Origin of the sequence: Burkholderia sp. AU17457 (assembly GCF_002223255.1) — a bacterium.
GTDB classification, from domain to species: Bacteria; Pseudomonadota; Gammaproteobacteria; order Burkholderiales; family Burkholderiaceae; genus Burkholderia; species Burkholderia sola.
Window position 1 is genome coordinate 123,305 of record NZ_NKFB01000001.1, and the last position, 19,943, is coordinate 143,247.

The 19,943-nt window shown below is 69.1% G+C and carries 18 protein-coding genes; 12 read left to right on the top strand and 6 right to left on the bottom strand.

Features of this window, described 5'->3' with window-relative positions:
• Window positions 1-20: 20 nt before the first annotated feature.
• Window positions 21-902 carry an AraC family transcriptional regulator gene (locus CFB49_RS00590; protein ID WP_089490533.1) on the bottom strand — a complete coding sequence of 294 codons (882 nt, stop codon included), beginning with the start codon at window positions 900-902 and terminating at the stop codon, window positions 21-23.
• A 275-nt stretch (window positions 903-1,177) separates the two neighbouring features.
• Here CFB49_RS00590 and CFB49_RS00595 point away from each other — a divergent pair, with 275 nt between their 5' ends.
• The 4 genes from CFB49_RS00595 (at window position 1,178) to eutC (ending at window position 6,567) form a co-directional block, all read left to right on the top strand.
• Entirely contained in the window at window positions 1,178-2,641 is a 1,464-nt protein-coding gene (locus CFB49_RS00595) for a mechanosensitive ion channel (RefSeq protein WP_089490534.1), read from the top strand.
• Between the two features lie 221 nt (window positions 2,642-2,862).
• Window positions 2,863-4,275: an ethanolamine permease gene (gene eat, locus CFB49_RS00600; RefSeq protein WP_069618767.1), complete on the top strand. Its 1,413-nt coding sequence runs from the start codon at window positions 2,863-2,865 to the stop codon at window positions 4,273-4,275.
• A 100-nt stretch (window positions 4,276-4,375) separates the two neighbouring features.
• On the top strand, window positions 4,376-5,773 hold the full coding sequence (locus CFB49_RS00605; protein WP_059580563.1) for an ethanolamine ammonia-lyase subunit EutB: 1,398 nt from the start codon (window positions 4,376-4,378) through the stop codon (window positions 5,771-5,773).
• Entirely contained in the window at window positions 5,770-6,567 is a 798-nt protein-coding gene (gene eutC, locus CFB49_RS00610) for an ethanolamine ammonia-lyase subunit EutC (RefSeq protein WP_069618765.1), read from the top strand. Before CFB49_RS00605 ends, eutC begins: the two co-directional genes overlap by 4 nt.
• On the opposite strand, the gene CFB49_RS00615 is transcribed toward eutC, so the two are convergent.
• Entirely contained in the window at window positions 6,560-7,444 is an 885-nt protein-coding gene (locus tag CFB49_RS00615; RefSeq protein ID WP_069618838.1) for a LysR family transcriptional regulator, read from the bottom strand. The two genes, eutC and CFB49_RS00615, sit on opposite strands and share 8 nt — an antisense overlap.
• Before the next feature lie 157 nt (window positions 7,445-7,601).
• Here CFB49_RS00615 and CFB49_RS00620 point away from each other — a divergent pair, with 157 nt between their 5' ends.
• A complete protein-coding gene (locus CFB49_RS00620; RefSeq protein WP_089490579.1) occupies window positions 7,602-9,215 on the top strand; it encodes an MFS transporter in 1,614 nt (537 codons plus the stop codon).
• Window positions 9,216-9,461: 246 nt separating this feature from the next.
• Here CFB49_RS00620 and CFB49_RS00625 read toward each other — a convergent pair whose 3' ends face one another.
• Entirely contained in the window at window positions 9,462-9,890 is a 429-nt protein-coding gene (locus CFB49_RS00625) for a pyridoxamine 5'-phosphate oxidase family protein (RefSeq protein WP_069618837.1), read from the bottom strand.
• 331 nt (window positions 9,891-10,221) lie between these two features.
• On the opposite strand from CFB49_RS00625, the gene exaC reads away from it, so the two are divergent.
• From exaC to CFB49_RS00640, 3 genes are all read left to right on the top strand, one after another.
• The gene (gene exaC, locus CFB49_RS00630) at window positions 10,222-11,748 is read left to right on the top strand and encodes an acetaldehyde dehydrogenase ExaC (RefSeq protein ID WP_089490580.1); all 1,527 of its coding nucleotides are present in this window, start codon (window positions 10,222-10,224) and stop codon (window positions 11,746-11,748) included.
• A gap of 176 nt (window positions 11,749-11,924) precedes the next feature.
• Window positions 11,925-12,470 (top strand): hypothetical protein, encoded by a 546-nt coding sequence (locus tag CFB49_RS00635; protein WP_089490535.1) that lies wholly within the window; start codon window positions 11,925-11,927, stop codon window positions 12,468-12,470.
• A 205-nt stretch (window positions 12,471-12,675) separates the two neighbouring features.
• Window positions 12,676-13,692: a helix-turn-helix domain-containing protein gene (locus CFB49_RS00640; RefSeq protein WP_069618761.1), complete on the top strand. Its 1,017-nt coding sequence runs from the start codon at window positions 12,676-12,678 to the stop codon at window positions 13,690-13,692.
• Between the two features lie 196 nt (window positions 13,693-13,888).
• Here the strand turns inward: CFB49_RS00640 and CFB49_RS00645 are convergent, their stop codons facing one another.
• Window positions 13,889-14,986, bottom strand: a complete 1,098-nt coding sequence (locus CFB49_RS00645) for an ADP-heptose--LPS heptosyltransferase (protein ID WP_089490536.1) — start codon at window positions 14,984-14,986, stop codon at window positions 13,889-13,891.
• Window positions 14,983-16,686, bottom strand: coding sequence for a thiamine pyrophosphate-binding protein (locus tag CFB49_RS00650; RefSeq protein WP_089490537.1), 1,704 nt, complete (start codon window positions 16,684-16,686; stop codon window positions 14,983-14,985). The genes CFB49_RS00645 and CFB49_RS00650 overlap by 4 nt, the downstream gene beginning before the upstream one ends.
• A 291-nt stretch (window positions 16,687-16,977) precedes the next feature.
• On the opposite strand from CFB49_RS00650, the gene CFB49_RS00655 reads away from it, so the two are divergent.
• The 4 genes from CFB49_RS00655 (at window position 16,978) to CFB49_RS00670 (ending at window position 18,477) form a co-directional block, all read left to right on the top strand.
• Entirely contained in the window at window positions 16,978-17,439 is a 462-nt protein-coding gene (locus CFB49_RS00655) for an antitoxin PaaA2 family protein (protein WP_069618758.1), read from the top strand.
• Window positions 17,436-17,720, top strand: a complete 285-nt coding sequence (locus tag CFB49_RS00660) for a type II toxin-antitoxin system RelE/ParE family toxin (RefSeq protein WP_069618757.1) — start codon at window positions 17,436-17,438, stop codon at window positions 17,718-17,720. Before CFB49_RS00655 ends, CFB49_RS00660 begins: the two co-directional genes overlap by 4 nt.
• A gap of 119 nt (window positions 17,721-17,839) precedes the next feature.
• Window positions 17,840-18,076 carry a type II toxin-antitoxin system VapB family antitoxin gene (gene vapB, locus CFB49_RS00665; protein ID WP_069618836.1) on the top strand — a complete coding sequence of 79 codons (237 nt, stop codon included), beginning with the start codon at window positions 17,840-17,842 and terminating at the stop codon, window positions 18,074-18,076.
• Complete coding sequence (locus CFB49_RS00670; protein WP_069618756.1) at window positions 18,076-18,477, top strand: type II toxin-antitoxin system VapC family toxin; 402 nt, start codon at window positions 18,076-18,078, stop codon at window positions 18,475-18,477. Before vapB ends, CFB49_RS00670 begins: the two co-directional genes overlap by 1 nt.
• A gap of 67 nt (window positions 18,478-18,544) precedes the next feature.
• Here the strand turns inward: CFB49_RS00670 and CFB49_RS00675 are convergent, their stop codons facing one another.
• A complete protein-coding gene (locus CFB49_RS00675) occupies window positions 18,545-19,933 on the bottom strand; it encodes an L-serine ammonia-lyase (RefSeq protein WP_069618755.1) in 1,389 nt (462 codons plus the stop codon).
• Window positions 19,934-19,943 lie beyond the last annotated feature (10 nt).

A 19,943-nucleotide genomic window follows, 5' to 3' on the forward strand; every position in this document is an offset into this window, starting at 1 on the left:
CGCCGCGACACACCCGTCGCTCAGCGCAGCGGCAGGTGAATTTCGGTGCGCAGGTCGGCCGGCGCCGTATCCATCGGCGTATTGAGGTACAGCTCGAACGGCGGCGCGTCGGCGGCTTCGCGCCCCGAGTGACGCAGCCAGTCGCCGTAGAGCCACTGGTAGGCCGTCTTCAGGTCCGCATACGGCCCGGTATGCAGCAGCACCGCGTAGTCGCCGCCTGCGATCGTCGCACGCTCGACCGGCGGCGCGGGCGCGACGTCCGGCGCGCCGTCGGCCGGCATGATGCACGCTTTCGCGCGCAACTGCGCTTCGGGCGTCGTGTCCGGATCGTCGTAGAAAATCCCGATCATCTTCGCGCCCGGGCCGAACAGCCCGTTCTGCGCGGCCCACGCGCCGATCCGGCCGAACGCGTCGCCCACCTTCAGGTATGCGCCGGTATGCGTCACCGCGTAGCCGCTCAGTTCCGGCAGGCGCCGGATCTCGACCTCGTGCTTGAACATGTCTTCCTCTCCTCGCTGTAGTGGATAAATCGGCCGGTGGACGCCCGTGCGCCGGTGCTGCGCGGGCAGCACGCCGTACGCGTCGCGAAACGCCCGCGCGAACGCGTGCGTCGAACCGTAGCCCGCGCGCCGTGCGATCTCGTCGAGCGGCCGCGTGGTACAGACCAGATCCTCGGACGCCCGCACGATCCGCATCCGCCGCACCGTCAGCACGATCGATTCGCCGTACAGCGCGCGGTAGACGCGCTGCCAGTGATACGGCGACAGGCACGCGACTTCGGCGAGCCGGTTCAGATCGAGCGGGCCGTCGAGATGCGCGCCGATGTACGCATGGACGCGCGCCACGCTGGCCGCGTAGCGCACCCATGCGGGCGGGTCGGGTTTCGTTTCGGCTGGGGGCATCGACGTGTCCGGGCTGGAACCGACGCCACGGTAGCACGGGCCGAATGGACAAATCTTGCGGAAATGCCGGACACCGGACGATCAGCCCCTTTTTGATTTCAACGAAATGGGGTCTTGCCCCTCCGGGATCTCGAACTAAAGTTAAAGACGGTGAAATCGGGTGAACGCGTCATTTTTCTCGGGTAAGTTGCTCGGACGGGGCAGCACGCATTTCGAATTACGCAGGTCGTTCGTCGATGTTCAATCGCCACACCACGTTTTCGGGAGAAGAAGAAATGGATGCTTCCAGCTTCATCACGTCGCTGCAGGCCACGCTAGGCGGATACCTGCCCAAGATCGCCGGCGCGATCGGCATCCTGGTGATCGGCTGGCTGATCGCCGTTGCGGTGCGGGCCGGCGCGCTCCGGCTGCTCAGTGCACTGAAGGTCGATCAGCGGATCACCGACAGCACGGGCCAGGGCGCGTGCGTCGAACGCATCATCGCCGGCGGCCTGTTCTGGCTCGTGCTGCTCGTCACCGCGGTGGGCATCTTCAACGTGCTCAACCTGTACGCGGTCTCCAATCCGTTCTCGCTGCTCGTCACGCACATCGTCAACTACCTGCCGAACCTGATCGGCGGCGCGGCGCTGACGCTGATCGCGTGGCTGATCGCATCGCTGCTGCGCAGCCTCGCGAACCGCGCGCTGAAGGCGAGCAAGGTCGACGCCACGCTGTCCGAAAGCGCCGGCATGCAGCCGATGAGCGGCTATCTCGGCGACGTGCTGTTCTGGCTCGTGATCCTGATGTTCCTGCCGGCGATCCTCGCGTCGTTCGCGCTGTCGGGCCTGCTCTCGCCGGTGCAGGGCATGGTCGACAAGCTGCTCGCGATCGTGCCGAACCTCTTCGCGGCCGCGGTGATCGGCTTCGTCGGCTGGGTCGTCGCGCGCGTGCTGCGCGGCCTCGTGACGAACCTGCTGGTCGCCGCCGGCGCCGACCGCCTCACGCAAGGCATCGACAGCCCGACGCCGGTGCGCGTGTCGAGCCTGGTCGGCACGATCGTCTACGTGTTCGTGTTCGTGCCGACGCTGATCTCCGCGCTCGACGCGCTGAAGATCGACGCGATCTCGATCCCCGCGACCAACATGCTGAACCAGTTCCTCGGCGCGGTGCCGGACATCGTCGCGGCGATCGTGATCGTGCTCGTCACGTTCTACTTCGCGCGCTTCGTCGCGTCGCTCGCGCAGAAGCTGCTGGAAGCCGCCGGCGTCGACGGGCTGCCGGCCGTGCTCGGCGTCGAGCGCGTGTTCTCGGGCATCCTGCAGCCGTCGGTGCTGGTCGCGCGGTTGATCGTGTTCTTCGCGATGCTGTTCGCGTCGGTCGAGGCCGCGAACCGGCTCGGCTTCACGCAGGTGCGCGACATCGTCACGCTGTTCATCGAATTCGGCGGCCACGTGCTGATGGGCGGCGTGATCCTCGTGATCGGCGTGTGGCTCGCGGGCCTCGCGCGCCGCGTGATCGAGCAGGCCGACCGCGAGCACAGCGTGCTGTTCGCGCGCATCGCGCAATTCGCGATCCTCGGCCTCGTGTTCGCGATGGGGCTGCGCGCGATGGGCATCGCGAACGAAATCGTCCAGCTCGCGTTCGGCCTCGTGCTCGGCGCGATCGCGGTGGCCGTCGCGCTGTCGTTCGGCCTCGGCGGCCGGGAAGCGGCCGGCAAGCTGCTCGACCGCTGGTTCAACCAGCGCGGCGGCGGCCAGTAACGCCGGCCGGCACGGCCGCTCCGGCCCGCATCGCGCGGGCCGGAGCGGCGTGGCAACGCGCGCGGCCGGCGTCGCCGCGAGCGTTACCGCGAGCGTTTCCGCAAGCGAAATGTCAGCCGCGATCTTTGCCGAATTTCGATAACACGTCGTTTAATGACTCTCTAGCATCGATTCTCAGTCGCGCGGGCCCGCAGGTCCGGCGCCTTTGAGGAGAGAGTCCGATGAAAGCAGAGTCGAATGGCCGGCCCGCCGCCGGCGTCAAGTCCTCCGGCCAGCCCGCGCTGCAGCAGACGCTCGGGACCTGGCAACTGTGGGGCATCGCGGTCGGCCTCGTGATTTCCGGCGAATACTTCGGCTGGAGCTACGGCTGGGCCAGCGCGGGCACGCTGGGTTTCGTGATCACCGCGCTGTTCGTCGCGGCGATGTACACCACCTTCATCTTCAGTTTCACCGAGCTGACGACGTCGATCCCGCACGCGGGCGGCCCGTTCGCGTATGCGCGCCGCGCGTTCGGCCCGACCGGCGGTTATCTGGCCGGTGCCGCGACGCTGGTCGAGTTCGTGTTCGCGCCGCCCGCGATCGCGCTCGCGATCGGCGCGTACCTGCACGTGCAGTTTCCGGGGCTCGAACCGAAACACGCGGCGATGGGCGCGTATCTCGTGTTCATGGCGCTGAACATCGTCGGCGTGCAGATCGCCGCGACCTTCGAGCTCGTCGTCACGCTGCTCGCGATCTTCGAGCTGCTGGTGTTCATGGGCGTCGTGTCGCCGGGCTTCGCGTGGAGCAATTTCACGAAGGGCGGCTGGTCGGGCGCCGATCACTTCAGCATGGGCGCGTTCCACGGGATGTTCGCGGCGATTCCGTTCGCGATCTGGTTCTTCCTCGCGATCGAAGGTGTCGCGATGGCCGCCGAGGAAGCGAAGAACCCGAAGCGCTCGATTCCGATCGCGTACGTGGCCGGGATCCTGACCCTCGTCGCGCTCGCGATCGGCGTGATGGTGTTCGCCGGCGGCGCGGGCGACTGGACCAAGCTCGCGAACATCAACGATCCGCTGCCGCAGGCGATGAAGTACATCGTCGGCGCGAACAGCGGCTGGATGCACATGCTCGTGTGGCTCGGGCTGTTCGGGCTCGTCGCGTCGTTCCACGGGATCATCCTCGGCTATTCGCGCCAGATCTTCGCGCTGGCCCGCGAAGGCTACCTGCCCGAATGGCTCGGCAAGGTGCATCCGCGCTTCAAGACCCCGCATCGCGCGATTCTCGCGGGCGGCGTGGTCGGGATTGCCGCGATCTACAGCGACGAGCTGATCCAGTTCGGCGGCCAGACGCTCACCGCGAATATCGTGACGATGTCGGTATTCGGTGCGATCGTGATGTATATCGTCAGCATGGCGGCGCTGTTCAAGCTGCGTCGCTCGCAGCCGAACATGGCGCGGCCGTTCCGCGCGCCGCTGTACCCGATCTTCCCGGCCTTCGCGATCCTGGCGGCGCTCGTCTGCCTCGGTACGATGGTGGTTTTCAACGGGCTGGTCGCGCTGGTGTTCGTCGGCTTCCTCGCGGTCGGCTACGCGTACTTCCTCGCGACCCGTTCGCAGCGCGCGAGCGCGCCCGGCGACGCGCTGCTGGAGGAGTAAGCAGGGTGACGACGGTGAACGAGAAAGGCCGTTCCTGACGGCATCCGGCGCGCCCCGTCGAACGGGCGCGCCGTCGGCTTTTGGCAAGGAGATTCGCACGATGTCCTATACGGAGACGATCGGTCCGCGCACGTACCGCTTCGCGGACCTGAAGACGCTGCTCGCGAAGGCGAGCCCGCTGCGTTCCGGCGACCAGCTCGCCGGCGTCGCGGCGGCGAGCGAGGAGGAGCGCGTCGCCGCGAAGATCGCGCTCGCGGGCGTGCCGCTGAAGGCGTTCCTGAACGAAGCGGTGATCCCGTATGAAGACGACGAGGTCACGCGCCTCATCATCGACGATCACGACGCGCACGCGTTCGCGGAGATCTCGCACCTCACCGTCGGCGATTTCCGCAACTGGCTGCTGTCGCCCGCGGCCGACGGCGCGGCGCTCGAACGGATCGCGCCCGGCCTCACGCCCGAGATGGTCGCGGCCGTGTCGAAGCTGATGCGCAACCAGGACCTGATCGCGGCCGCGCGCAAGCGCCGCGTGGTCACGCGCTTTCGCAACACGGTCGGGCTGGCCGGCCGGATGTCGGTGCGGCTGCAGCCGAACCACCCGACCGACGACGTGAAGGGGATCGCCGCGTCGATGCTCGACGGGCTGATGTACGGCTGCGGCGACGCGATGATCGGCATCAACCCGGCCACCGACAGCCTCGCGGCGATCGTGAAGCTGCTCGCGATGATCGACGGCTTCCGCGAGCGCTACGGCGTGCCGACGCAGTCGTGCGTGCTCACCCACGTGACCAACACGATCGCGGCGATCGAGAAGGGCGCGCCGGTCGATCTCGTGTTCCAGTCGATCGCGGGCACCGAGAAGGCGAACGCGAGCTTCGGGATCTCGCTCGCGCTGCTCGGCGAGGCGCGCGAGGCCGCGCTGGCGCTGAAGCGCGGCACGGTCGGCGACAACCTGATGTATTTCGAGACGGGCCAGGGCAGCGCGCTGTCGGCGAACGCGCACTTCGGCGTCGATCAGCAGACCTGCGAAGTACGCGCGTATGCGGTCGCGCGCAAGTTCGAGCCGTTTCTCGTGAACACGGTGGTCGGCTTCATCGGGCCCGAATACCTGTACGACGGCAAGCAGATCATCCGCGCAGGGCTCGAGGATCACTTCTGCGGCAAGCTGCTCGGCGTGCCGATGGGCTGCGACATCTGCTACACGAACCACGCGGAAGCCGACCAGGACGACATGGACACGCTGCTGACGCTGCTGGGGGCGGCCGGCATCAACTTCATCATGGGGATTCCGGGCGCGGACGACGTGATGCTCAACTATCAGAGCACGTCGTTCCACGACCAGCTCTACGTCCGCGAGGTGCTCGGCCTGCGCCGCGCGCCGGAATTCGAGGAATGGCTGGAGACGATGGAGATCGCCGACGCGCACGGCGCGCTGCGCGCGGCGTCGGCACGCGTGCCGCTGCTCGCGGGCGCGAACGACTGGATGGGGATTTCCGCATGAGCGACGCCGTCGAGAAGAATCCGTGGGGGCAGCTGAAGTCGTTCACGAACGCGCGGATCGCGCTCGGCCGCGCGGGCAACAGCCTGCCGACCGCGCCGCTGCTGGCCTTCAACCTGTCGCATGCGCAAGCGCGCGACGCGGTGCACCAGCCGCTCGACGCGGATGCGCTGCGGCGCGAGATCGAGGCGGCCGGCATGCTGCCGACGCTGCGTGTGCAGAGCGCCGCGCCCGACCGCGACCACTACCTGCGCCGGCCCGATCTCGGCCGCAAGCTGTCGGACGACAGCCGCGGGCTGCTGGCCGGTTACGGGGCGGCGCTCGACGACGCGCCCGATGTCGTGTTCGTGGTCGGCGACGGGCTGTCGGCGTTCGCGGCCGCGAAGCAGGCGCTGCCGCTGTTGCAGGCCGTGCGGCCGCGGCTCGACGCGGACGGCTGGCGGATCGGCCCGGTGGTGGTCGCGACGCAGGCGCGCGTCGCGCTCGGCGACGAGATCGGCGAGCTGCTGCGCGCGAAGGTGGTCGCGATGCTGATCGGCGAACGGCCGGGGCTCAGTTCGCCGGACAGCCTCGGCGTGTACCTGACGTGGGCGCCGAAGGTCGGCTGTCACGACGCGCTGCGCAACTGCATCTCGAACGTGCGGCCCGAAGGGCTGCCGCACGCGGCCGCCGCGCACAAGCTGCATTACCTGATGACGCACGCGCGCCGTCTCGGGCTGACGGGCGTCGGGCTGAAGGACGACAGCGACGCGCTGCTGCCACCGGCGGAAGCGGAGCGGATCGGCGCGACTACGTGAACAGCCGTTCGCACAGGAAATCGACGAACACGCGCAGCTTCGGCGACAACTGCCGGCTTGACGGCCACACGATCGAGAATTGCCCCGGTGCGATCCGGTAGGCGTCGAGCACGGTGACGAGCGCGCCGTGTTCGAGCGCGTCGCGCGCGAGGAAGTCGGGCATGTAGCCGATGCCGAGCCCCGCGAGCACGGCGCCGCGCAGCGCTTCCATGTTGTTGCAGGTCATCGCGGTGCGCAGCGTGAGCGGCGTGCCGTCGTCGGCCGCGAGCGCCCAGTCTTGCAGCTTGCCGGTGGTCGGGAAGCAGTAGCGCACGCAGTCGTGCGCTTCGAGTTCGCGCGGCGTGCGCGGCGTGCCGGCCCGCGCGAGATACGCGGGCGTCGCGCACAGCACGAACGCGAACGGGCCGAGCCGCCGCGACATCAGGCTCGAATCGGACAGCGGGCCGCTGCGGATGACCGCGTCGAAGCCGCCTTCGACGACATCGACCATCCGGTCGTTGAAATCGAGATCGAGCTCGACGTCCGGATAGCGCTGCCGGAACTCGGGCAGCACCGGCAGCAGGAAGCGGTAGCCGATCACCGGCAGGCTCACGCGCAGCTTGCCGCGCGGGCGCTGCGCGGAGGCCGTCACGGTCGCCTCCGCGTCGCGGAAATCCTCGAGGATCCGCTGGCAGCGCTCGTAGAAATGCCGCCCCTCGTCGGTGAGCGTCACGCGCCGCGTCGTGCGGTTGAACAGGCGCACGCCGAGCGACTGCTCGAGTTTCGCGATCGTCTTGCCGACCGCCGACGCCGAGATGCCGAGCGTGCGGCCGGCCGCGACGAAGCTCAGCGCTTCGGCGGTGCGGACGAACGCGACGATGCCGGTGAGGTTTTCCATCGAATCGAACGGTGCGCGGGCGACGCACGCTGGCGGGGTAATTACGGAATTTTAGTCCGTTATATACGGAGCTTCGCGTGGTTTTTCGCGGATTGAATCCGATTTATCTTCTGTCGCTCTGATGGCGCATCCGCGCCGGCTTTTTCGAGGAGCGATGATGGATCACCCTGTTTCAGCCGTTTCTGCCCACGCGGCGCGCCGGCGCGCATGGGTGCTGGCCGCCGTCTGCATGGCCGCCGTCGCGCTGCCGCTGTCGTTTTCGGGCGGCGCGGTCGCGACGCCGGCGATCGGCCGCGACCTGCACGGCAGCCCGGTCGCGATGAACTGGATCACCAACGCGTTCATGCTCGCGTTCGGCAGCTTCCTGATGGCGTCGGGCGCGCTGGCCGACCAGTTCGGCCGCAAGCGCCTGTTCGCGATCGGCGTCGGCGGCTTCACGCTGATGTCGGTCGCGCTCGCGTTCGCGCCGTCGATACTCGCGGTCGATCTGCTGCGCGCCGCGCAAGGGCTCGCGGCGGCCGCGGCGCTCGCCGGCGGCACGGCCGCGCTCGCGCAGGAATTCGACGGCCCGGCGCGCACGCGTGCGTTCAGCCTGCTCGGCACGACGTTCGGGATCGGGCTCGCGTTCGGGCCCGTGCTCGCCGGCGGGCTGATCGGGCATTACGGCTGGCGTGCGATCTTCGTGACGAGCGCGGTGGCCGGCGTGCTGTCGCTCGCGTTCGGGCTGCCGCGCATGCACGAGTCGCGCGATCCGCACGCGACGGGGCTCGACTGGCCCGGCACGGCCGCGTTCACGGCCGCGCTGACGCTGTTCACGTTCGGTGTGATCGAGGCGCCCGCGCGCGGCTGGTCGAGCCCGCTCGTGATCGCGCTGCTGGCCGGCGCGGCGCTCGGCGCGTGCGCGTTCGTGACGATCGAGACGCGCGTCGCGCGGCCGATGCTCGATCTGTCGCTGTTTCGCATCGCGCGCTTCGTCGGCGTCCAGGTGCTGCCGGTGTCGACCTGTTGCTGCTACATCGTGCTGCTCGTCGTGCTGCCGCTGCGCTTCATCGGCATCGACGGCTTCAGCGAGATCGACGCCGGCTGGCTGATGCTCGCGATCTCCGCGCCGATGCTGGTCGTGCCGCTCGTCGCGGCGACGCTCACGCGCTGGCTGTCGGCCGGCGTGATTTCCGGGCTTGGGTTGCTGGTCGCCGCGGCGGGGCTCGTGTGGCTCGGTATCGCGCTGCGCGGCGGCGCGGGGCCGGCGGCGATCGCGCCGATGCTCGCGATCGGCGTCGGCGCCGGCATGCCGTGGGGGCTGATGGACGGGCTGTCGGTGAGCGTCGTGCCGAAGGAGCGCGCGGGGATGGCGACGGGCATTTTCAGCACGACGCGCGTGGCCGGTGAGGGGATTGCGCTCGCGATCGTCGGCGCGGTGCTGGCCGCGCTCGCGCAAACGGGGCTGGCGCGGGCGGTGGGGGCCGCCGGCACGCCGGACGCGACGCTGCGGGCCGCCGCGCGGCTCGCGACCGGCGATCTCGCGGGCGCGGCTGCCGCGTTGCCGGGCGTCGGCCGTGCGGCGTTGATCGCGAGCTACGCGCGCGCGTTCGACCGGCTGTTGATCGCGCTGGCCGTCGTCACGGTGCTGTGCGCGGTGGTGGTGTTCGGGTTTCTCGGCGGGCGGCCGGCCGTCGACGAAGCGGGCGACGAGATGGACGGCCACGCGCAGGCCGATACGTCGGTGCGCAGCCGGAGCGAACCGGCGTGTGCGGAGATGCACGGGCGCTGAGGCGAACGGGCATGCGCAAGCCGATGCGTCGGCGGGCAGTCGGCGTGAACCGGCGTGTGTGGAGACGCACGGGCGTCGAGCATTGCATCGTGGTGCTCGGATGCTTCGATGTTTTCGGTGCTTGGTGCTCGGTGCTCGGTGCTCGGTGCTCGGTGCTCGGTGCTCGGTGCTTGGGTACTTCGGTATTTCGGTCGACGCAGCCGCCGCGCCCGCGTTACCCATTCGTAAAGCCTCACCCGCCGCGCGTCACGCCAGCACGAGCGGCGGCAGCCCCGCCTCCGCGCGCGCTTCTGCACATTCCACATCGATCACCAGATAGCGCAACGCATCCGGCCACAGCTGGGTACGCGCTTGCGTATCCTCGTCCAGCATCGCACGCCCCTGCACGTGCCAGGTCGTCTGACGCACGAAATCGACGAACAGCAGCGCGATGGCCGGATTCACGAGCAGGTTGCCGATCGTGTTGAGCAGGTTGTTGCCCGCGAAGTCGGGCAGTACCAGCGTGCGGCGGTCCGGGATATCGACGAGCGGCGCGAACGAGCCGTCGGCGCGCGGCTGGCGGCCGCGGTACGAACAGTCGGCGTTGCCGGCTGCATCGGCGGTTGCGACGATCAGGAAAGCCTGTTCGCGGATGAATGCGATGGCGTCGTCGGTCAGCGGGCCGCGATCGTTCATGGTGTCGGTCGGCGCGTTCGCCGTGGCGTGTGGATCCGCGATTCGCACGCAAGCGACATGCCACGCGGCGCGGCGCGCGTTCGCGGGCAGCGCGGCGGCGCGCACTGTGGAAATTCCGAACACCGGCCCCATTGCTGCGCACTCGCGGTGTTCAGAATCGGTACACCGGCCGTGTTGCGGACGTGAACACCGCGCGGTGCGAACCCGCGCCGGCCGCGATCGACGTGCGCCCGCTCCCGCCCGTTCCGTTTGGCACGCATGTTGCATGAACGGGATCAGCGCATTCCAACCGGCGCTGTACTCACACAAGCACGATGAACAGGAGACATGTATGAACCCGTTTGACCTGAAACAACTGGGCCTCGACGTCGAATACCCGTACCGTCAGCAATACGACAACTACATCGGCGGCAAGTGGGTTCCTCCGGTGAAGGGCGAGTATTTCGAGAACGTGTCGCCGATCAACGGCCAGCCGTTCTGCCGCATCCCGCGCTCCGGTGCCGACGATATCGAGCTCGCGCTCGACGCCGCGCATGCCGCGCGCCGCAAGTGGGGCAAGACGTCCGTGGCCGAGCGCTCGAACCTGCTGCTCGCCGCCGCCGACCGGATGGAAAAGAACCTGAAGCTGCTGGCCGTGGCCGAGACGATCGACAACGGCAAGCCGCTGCGCGAGACGATGGCGGCCGACCTGCCGCTCGCGGTCGACCACTTCCGCTACTTCGCGGGCTGCATCCGTGCGCAGGAAGGCGGCATCTCCGAGATCGACGACAACACCGTCGCGTACCACTTCCACGAGCCGCTCGGCGTGGTCGGCCAGATCATCCCGTGGAACTTCCCGCTGCTGATGGCCGCGTGGAAGCTCGCACCGGCGCTCGCGGCCGGCTGCTGCGTGGTGATGAAGCCGGCCGAGCAGACGCCCGCGTCGGTGCTCGTGCTGATGGAGCTGATCGGCGACCTGTTCCCGGCCGGCACGATCAACATCGTGAACGGCTTCGGCAAGGAAGCGGGCGAAGCGCTCGCGACCAGCAAGCGGATCGCGAAGATCGCGTTCACGGGCTCGACGCCGGTCGGCAAGCACATCCTGCGCGCGGCGGCCGACAACCTGATCCCGTCGACGGTCGAACTGGGCGGCAAGAGCCCGAACATCTTCTTCGCCGACGTGCTCGACCAGGACGACGCGTACCTCGACAAGGCGCTCGAAGGCCTCGCGATGTTCGCGCTGAACCAGGGCGAAGTGTGCACGTGCCCGTCGCGGATCCTGATCCAGGAATCGATCTACGAACGCTTCATCGAGAAGGCCGTCGCGCGCGTCGAGCGCATCAAGTCCGGCCACCCGCTCGACCTGCAGACGATGATCGGCGCGCAGGCGTCGCAGCAGCAGCTCGACAAGATCCTGTCGTACATCGACATCGGCCGCGACGAAGGCGCGCAATGCCTGACGGGCGGCGAGCGTACGGCGCCGGCCGCCGACCTCGGCACGGGCTACTACGTGAAGCCGACGATGCTGCTCGGCAACAACAAGATGCGTGTGTTCCAGGAAGAGATCTTCGGGCCGGTCGCGTCGGTGATGACGTTCAAGGACGAGCAGGAAGCGATCGAACTCGCGAACGACACGTTCTACGGGCTCGGCGCGGGCGTGTGGACGCGCAGCGGCACGCGCGCGTACCGGATGGGCCGCGAGGTCGAGGCCGGCCGCGTGTGGACCAACTGCTACCACCTGTACCCCGCGCATGCGGCGTTCGGCGGCTACAAGCAGTCGGGGATCGGCCGTGAGACGCACAAGATGGCGCTGTCGAACTATCAGCAGACGAAGTGCCTGCTGGTCAGCTACCAGGCCGAGGCGCTCGGGTTCTTCTGATCGCCGAAGCCGGGGCGACGTGCCGGGGCCGGTTGGGCCCGGCACGTCGCCCGGTTCGATTTCCCTGTTCGACAGCCGGCGCCGGTCGCGCGTTCTTGCGCAGCGGGCGCCGGCAACGCTGCCGGCCGCCGCGCACGCGTGGCGGCACGGCGCGCCGATGCGACGCCCCCCTCAGCATGGCAGAACCGCCCCGATCCTTTCCCCGTCACCCGGTCTTCCATCCGGGCGAACTCGACGCGCAACACCGCTTCGGCGTCGCCGACGAAGCCGAGCGCATGAGCGACGTCGTGACGACCCGATTGAGCGTCGGTGTGCGGCAGTTCGTCGAATCGCAGCCGTTCATGTTCGTCGGCATGGCATCCGCCGCGGGTGCCTCGATGACCTGCGACATCGTGCAGAGCCGGCGCGACGCGAACGGTGATCTGCTGCCGGTGGTGCGCGTGATCGATACGAAGACGCTGCGGTTCGCGTTGCCGGCCGCGCCTGACGGCGGCGGCCGGATCGACGCGGCCGCCTGCGACGGCCGTGGCGTCGGATTGCTCTTCGTCGATGTCGTGCGCGGCCTGCGCTACCGGATCAACGGTCGCGCCACGCTGCGCGCCGATCTGCCGGAAGCGGACGCGGCGCCGTGGGCGGCGGGCAGCGCGATCGTCGAACTGGCGATCGCGCAGGCATACGGCAATTGCGGCACGCGGGTCGTGCGGCTGAAGCCGGCCCGGTAGCCGGTATCCGGGCGCGGGCGGCGGCGCGCATGCGCGCTCGCCGCGCGGATCGCACCGGCGGCGTGCGCGGCATGCCGCCTTCGGGTGCGCCCGCATGGCGCGCATCGGCCGGACAGCGTGCAATGGCGGCTTGCTCGCCGGGCCGTGCGGTTCGGCACGGGACTTGCGTGACACGCAGGGTTCCGCGCAGGTGAGGGAGGACACGATGAATCAACACGTGGCGTATACGGAAGAACCGACCGCCGAGGACACGCGGCGCAGCGCGCTGGGCGACGACGCGTTCGCCGGGCAGGCCGTCGTCAGCGTCGCGCACGATGCGGACGAGCAGGCGCGCAACCTGATCGGCTGGCGGCAAACCTACGACCAGCTCGCGGCCGGCCGCTTCGTCGGCACGCTGACCGAGCTGCCGCTCGATACGATGAAGCTGTTTCGCGAATCGACCAGCCACCTGCTGCGCCAGGCGTGCGAAGTGCGCGGCGACGCGTACTGGTTCGGCATCCCGCTTGTGTGCGACGGCTCGGCGCGCGTCGATGCATGCCGCATCGGCCCCGGCGCGCTCGCGTTCCGGCCCGGCAACGTCGAATTCGAACTCGTGACGCCCGCGCAGTTCTCGATCTACGGCGTCGTCGTGCGCGGCGACGTGCTGCGCCGCTACGCGGAGGAAGTCGAGCACCGCGCGCTCGACGAGCGGCTGTTCACGCAGCGCGTGATGCAGGTCGGCGACGCGCGGCTCGCGCGCCTGTGCGCGCTGCTCGGCCGCCGGCTCGACGGCGCGGTGGCGATGGCCGGCCCGCTGCCCGATGCGCAGCGCGACGACCTGCAGGCCGAAGTGCTGGCCGCGCTGTTCGATGCGTGCGCGCAACCGGCCGACGACGGCGGCGGCGCGGCGCCGTCGACGCGCCGCTGGATCGTCGACCAGGCGCGCGACTACGTGCTCGCGCACCGCACGCGGCCGGTCGGCGTGCCCGAGCTGTGCGAGCAGTTGCACGTGAGCCGGCGCACGCTGCAGTACTGCTTCCAGGACGTGCTCGGGATGGCGCCCGCGACCTACCTGCGCACGCTGCGGCTGAACGGCGCGCGGCGCGACCTGTGCGGGCGCGCGGCCGGCTCGGTGCAGGACGTCGCGGAGGCGTGGGGCTTCTGGCATCTGAGCCAGTTCGCGACCGATTACCGGCGCCTGTTCGGCAAGCGGCCGTCGGAGACGCTGCGCGATCGCGCGTGAGGGCCTCGGCGCGGTGAGCCGGGCGGCCGGAGCGGCGTTGGCGGTTCGACCGTTCCGCTTGCCGCCGCGCCCACTTCGCTCGCGTGGCCGGTAAAAGCCTGGCGGGATCAGACGGGTGGGCGAAGCGGCACCGGTGCCGGCGCGGCGTGCGGGCTGCCGCCGGTTCGATCGTCGCGCCTGCGCCGCGCCGCTTTGCTCAGATGATTGGCGCTGCCCCGTCGCGCGGGGCGGGCCACGCCAGCGCGTCCCAGTCGATTGCGCGGTACGCAGCTTCGACCGCCGCGAGATCGTCCGGCCGCTCGCTGCGATGCAGCCCGTGCAATGCGGCCGGCACGTCGAGCGTGACCGGCACGCAATGCGGATAGTCGCGCACGCGCAAGGCCGGCCCGATCGTCGTGAAGCATGCGATTGTCGGCACGTCGAAACCGTCGGCGAGGTGCACGGCCGCCGTGTCCGGCGCGAACAGCAGGCTCGCGCCCTTGACCCACGCGATGAAGCGCGCGGTGTCGGTCGCGTCGCGGCTCACATCCACGTAAGCGGGATGCGCGATCGGGCCGAACCCCACCACCGGCAGCCCGTAACGCCGCGCGAGCCGTTCCACGAACGCGACGCGCAGCGCGGGCGGCACGCTGCGCACCGCGGTGCTCGCATTCGGGCAGAACAGCACGTACGGCCGCTGCCACCTGGCCGGCAGCGCGGGCAGCGATAGCCGCGCGAGCCAGCGATTGCGCTTCGCGGCGGCCGGCACGGCGTCTGGATCGACGCCGAGCGCGTCGAGGAAGAAATCGATCATCGGCAGCCGCGCGAACGCGGGCCAGTACAGGTGATTGCCGACGTCGATGCAGTGCGCGTCGGCGGGCAGCGCGTTGGCGGGGCACGGCAATGCGCATGACGGCGCGACCACGTCGGCCGCGAGCGCATACAGCGCATCGACGTAGCGCGGCGCGCGCGCCGGCCGGTACAGCGTGAAGCGGAGATCCGCATGGGTCGCACGCAGCGCGGCGACGGCCGTCAGCCCGATCACCGAATCGCCGAGCGCGACACCCATCCCGTTGATCACGTGCACGTGCCGCTTATCGCCGTGATCGAGCCGGAACGGCCGGTGCGCGGCGTGCAGCAGGCCGAGCGCCGGCGCCGCCGCCACGTAGCCTTCGGCGCGCACGTCGCCGTATTCGAGGTCGTACGGCGCGACGAGCGTGCCGTCGGGCGCGAGCAGCGTGCCGGGGCAGGCCAGCGCGTCGTCGTGCGACAGCGCGGCGACGGGCGGCGCGGCGTGCATGTTCACCATCGTCATGCGCCGCGCGCGCGGCGGCCCTGCTCGCGGATCTGCTCAAGCGTCGCGGCCGGCGTGCTGGCGTCTTGCGGGATGCGGATCTCGATTACCGCGGGCAGCCCGCAGGTCAGCGCGCGTTCGAGCGCGGGCGCGAAATCGGCGGTGCGCTCGACCGTCTCGCCATGCGCGCCGAACGCACGCGCATACGCGGCGAAATCCGGATTCGTGAGCCCCGTGCCGTGCACGCGGCCCGGGTAATTGCGCTCCTGATGCATGCGGATCGTGCCGAAATGGCCGTTGTTGACGACGATCGCGACGATGTTCAGCCCGTATTGCATCGCGGTCGCGAGCTCGTTGCCGGCCATCATGAAGCAGCCGTCGCCGGCGAGCGCGACGACGGCGCGCTGCGGATACAGCGACTTCGCGGCGAGCGCGGCCGGCAGCCCGTAGCCCATCGCGCCGCTCGTCGGCGCGAGCTGCGAGCGGAAATGCCGGTACGCGAAGTGGCGATGCAGCCAGATCGCATAGTTGCCCGCGCCGTTGGTCAGGATCGCGTCGTGCGGCAGGCGCTCGCGCAACTGCACCATCACGTCGCCGAGCTGCACGTCGCCGGGCATCGGCAGCGGCGCATGCCATTCGCGGTACGCGCGGTGCGCGTCGGCGGCCGCACCGGCCCATGCAGGCCGCTCGGGCGGTTCGAGCGCGGCCAGCGGCGCGGCGATCTCGGGCATGCCCGACACGATCGGCAGGTCGGCGGCGTACACGCGGCCGAGCTCGTCCGCGCCCTGATGCACGTGGATCAGCGTCTGGCGCGTTTTCGGGATGTCGAGCAGCGTGTAGCCGCCCGTCGTCGCTTCGCCGAGGCGCGGCCCGATCACGAGCAGCAGGTCGGCGTCGCGGATGCGTTTCGCGAGCGCGGGGTTGATCCCGAGCCCGACGTCGCCCGCGTAGTTCGGGTGCGCGTTGTCGATCGTGTCCTGGAAGCGGAACGCGCATGCGACCGGCAATTGCCAGCGTTCGACGAAGGTGCGCAGGTTCGCGCACGCGTCCGGCGTCCAGCCGCTGCCGCCGACGATCGCGAACGGCCGCTCCGCGCGCGCGAGCCGCTCGCGCAGCTCGTCGAGCTGCGCGGCCGACGGCGCGGCCGCGATGCGTTTCGCGGCCGGCACGACGGGCTGCGGCGCGCATGCGTCGGACAGCACGTCCTCGGGCAACGCGAGCACGACCGGGCCGGGCCGGCCGGACGTCGCGACGTGGAACGCGTGGCTCAGGTATTCGGGGATACGGCGCGGGTCGTCGATCTGCGCGACCCATTTGGCCATCTGGCCGAACATCCGGCGGTAGTCGATTTCCTGGAACGCTTCGCGGTCGAGGTGTTCGCGTGCGCACTGGCCGACGAACAGGATCATCGGCGTCGAATCCTGGAACGCGGTGTGCACGCCGATCGACGCATGGGTCGCGCCGGGCCCGCGCGTGACGAACGCGATGCCGGGGCGGCCGGTCAGCTTGCCGACCGCTTCGGCCATGTTCGCGGCGGCCGCCTCGTGGCGGCAGACGACCGTCTGGATGCGGGCGGTGTCGTCCGCGAGCGCATCGAGCACGGCGAGGAAGCTCTCGCCCGGCACGCAGAACACGCGTTCCACGTGATTGGCGAGCAACGCATCGACGAGCAGTCGCGCACCGGTGGTGGCGCGCGGCTCGAGATCCTTGGAATGCGACATGGGCTGCCGTCTCCCTGGGTAGCGGGACGTACAGCTTACGCCGGTTGGCCGTGGGCCGGTGCGACGGCGGCTGAAAAGTGTCGGAACGCTGGGCGGTTCGGGGATTGCGTGCTGGCTTCGGTTGGCCATCCGGCCAGCTTGTGCATGCTTGTGCGAAGACGGAAAGTGAGCGCTATGGATGGCGGGCTGGCGCTTGTCTCGATCCGAAAAGAGGGCATCCCAAATAACAATAAAGTGGGGTTCCGTTCAATAGTAAAATTTCAGCGAACGAGTGGAGAAGGGGCGAGAGCCATGACGACCGAAACGATCGATCAAAAGACGCTGACGGAGCTGATCGAAGCCGGCGCGGTGCGTGCGGCCCGCGTGGTCGGTTGCGGCAACGGCTGGGCGCTGTCGGCCCGGTGCGGCGCGCACGAGCGCTTCCTGTCGGCCAAGCGCGGCGACGTGCGGGTGTTTCGCCGTTTTGAAACGCTGGTCGGCTTTCTGCGCGACATCGGCATCAACCGGTTCGATGTGGATGCGTCGGCATTCGACCCGGACGCGGCCGGGCGGGCGACCCGACCCGATCGTGCGGCGGCGTTGAAGGCGGCACACGAGGCGGTGGCTCACGATCGCTGGTTTCGCGAGCAGGTGCAGCAGGCGCTGGATGACCCGCGTGCGTCGATTCCGGACGCCGAAGTCAGCGCCGACTTCGCATCGCGCCGTGCGGCGTTGCGTGAGCGGCTTGCGGGCAAGCGCGGGGATGCTTCTTGACCCTCGCGTTGCACTGGAATCCGAAGGCGTACGAGGATCGCGCCGCGATCATGGAATACATCGCCGAGGACGACCCGTTGGCCGCGCTCGAACTCGACGAACTGCTGGAAGAAAGGGCGGCGGCGCTACCGGCCCATACCGAGTTGTATCGGCAAGGGCGGGTGGCCGGCACGCGCGAGCTGGTGATCGCGCCGAACTATGTGCTCGTCTATCGCCTCCGGCCGGCCGAGGGCATCGTGGAGATTCTCCGCGTGCTGCATGCGCGGCGGCAGTGGCCGTGATGTGCGTATTCATTGCCGGCTCGTCAGCCGAAGGAGTACCTGTTATGTACACACATGGATTTACATCTCGGCCCGCATCGGATAATGTACATACAATGTACATCCGATCGGAGATCGACATGCATACCACGAGGGTATTCAGGAACGGCAACTCGCAGGCCGTGCGTATTCCTGCGGACCTTGCCTATGAGCGCAGTGATATCGAACTGGAAATCGAGCGCGTCGGTGACGAAATCCGCATTCGGCCGATGCGGCGGCCTTTGACTCAGGTACTGGAGAAGTTCGCGAAATTCGGGCCGGACTTCATGACAGAAGGACGCGGCGACCAGGAGCAGGCCGAACGCGAGGGTTTGTGATGCCGCGCTTCATGCTCGACACCAACATGTGCATCTATCTGATGAAAAATCAGCCGGAGCAGGTCGCGAGACGATTTGCGCAGTGCTACACGGGCGACGTCGTCATGTCGGCGATCACCTATGCGGAACTCGAGTACGGCGTGACCGCATGTGCGAGCCCCACCCGGGAGCGCCGCAATCTCGCCGCATTGATCGAGGACATTCCCGTCGCGCCTTTCGACGCCCCGGCAGCGCAAGCGTATGGTCCGATCCGGGAGGCGACTCGCGAGCGGAAGAAGGATCACCTCGACAAATTGATCGCCGCGCATGCGGTGTCGCTCGATGTCGTCCTCGTCACCAACAACGAGCGGGATTTCGTCAGCTATCCGGGGTTGCGACTGGAGAACTGGCTGAACGACTAGCGTCGGGCGCCATGCCCGGCGGCAATGCGGGGTATCGATCCACCCCGCGCCACCGCCGGGCCGGACATCAGCACTCGACGATATTCACCGCCAGCCCGCCGCGCGACGTTTCCTTGTACTTGGTCTTCATGTCGGCGCCCGTCTCGCGCATGGTCTTGATCACGGAGTCGAGCGACACGTAGTGCGAGCCGTCGCCGCGCAGCGCCATGCGCGCCGCGTTGACGGCCTTCACCGACGCCATCGCGTTGCGCTCGATGCACGGGATCTGCACCATCCCGCCGACCGGGTCGCAGGTCAGGCCGAGGTTGTGTTCCATCCCGATCTCGGCCGCGTTCTCGACCTGCTGCGGCGTGCCGCCGAGCACGGCCGCGAGCGCGCCGGCCGCCATCGAGCAGGCCACGCCCACTTCACCCTGGCAGCCTACTTCCGCGCCCGAGATCGATGCGTTGAGCTTGTAAAGGATGCCGATCGCGGCGGCCGTCAGCAGGAAGTCGATCACGCCCTGTTCGTTCGCGCCGGGCGTGAAGCGCGTGTAGTAGTGCAGCACGGCCGGGATGATGCCGGCCGCGCCGTTGGTCGGCGCGGTGACGACGCGGCCGCCGGCCGCGTTTTCCTCGTTGACCGCGATCGCGTACAGGTTGATCCAGTCGATCATCGACAGCGGGTCCTGCAGCGCGCGCTCCGGGCTGCCCGTCAGCGTGCGGTACAGCTGCGGCGCGCGGCGCTTGACCTGGAACGGGCCGGGCAGGTTGCCGTCGGCGTCGGGATTGCCGATCCCGCAGCCGCGCGACACGCACGACTGCATCACGGCCCAGATCTTCAGCAGCCCGTCGCGCGTTTCTTCGTCGGTGTGCCACGCGCGCTCGTTTTCCCACATCAGCTGCGCGATCGACTTGCCGGTCGACGCGGTCAGCGCGAGCAACTCCGCGCCGGTGCGAAACGGGTGCGTCATCTGCTCGGCCGCGCTCAGCACCTTGGTGTTCGGGGCGCCGGCCGTCACGACGAAGCCGCCGCCGACCGACAGGTAGGTGCGCTCGACCAGCACCGCGCCGTTCGCGTCGCTCGCGCGCAGCTTCATCGCGTTCGGGTGTTCGGGCAGCGCCTGGCGGTAGAACGCGATGTTCTCCTTCAGCACGAACGGCACCGGATGCGTGCCGAGCAGCGCGAGTTGCTTCGTCTTGCGGACATCGTCGAGCCGCGCGTCGATCGTGTCGGGATCGACGGTGTCGGGCGCGTCGCCGAGCAGGCCGAGCATCACGCCGCGGTCGGTGCCGTGGCCCTTGCCGGTGGCGCCCAGCGAGCCGTACAGCTCGACCTTCACGTGGGCCGTCGCGTCGAGCAGCCCGTCGCGCTCGAGGCCCTGGACGAACATCAGCGCCGCGCGCATCGGTCCCACCGTGTGCGAACTGGACGGACCGATGCCGATCTTGAAGAGGTCAAACACGCTGACTGCCATTTCGATACCT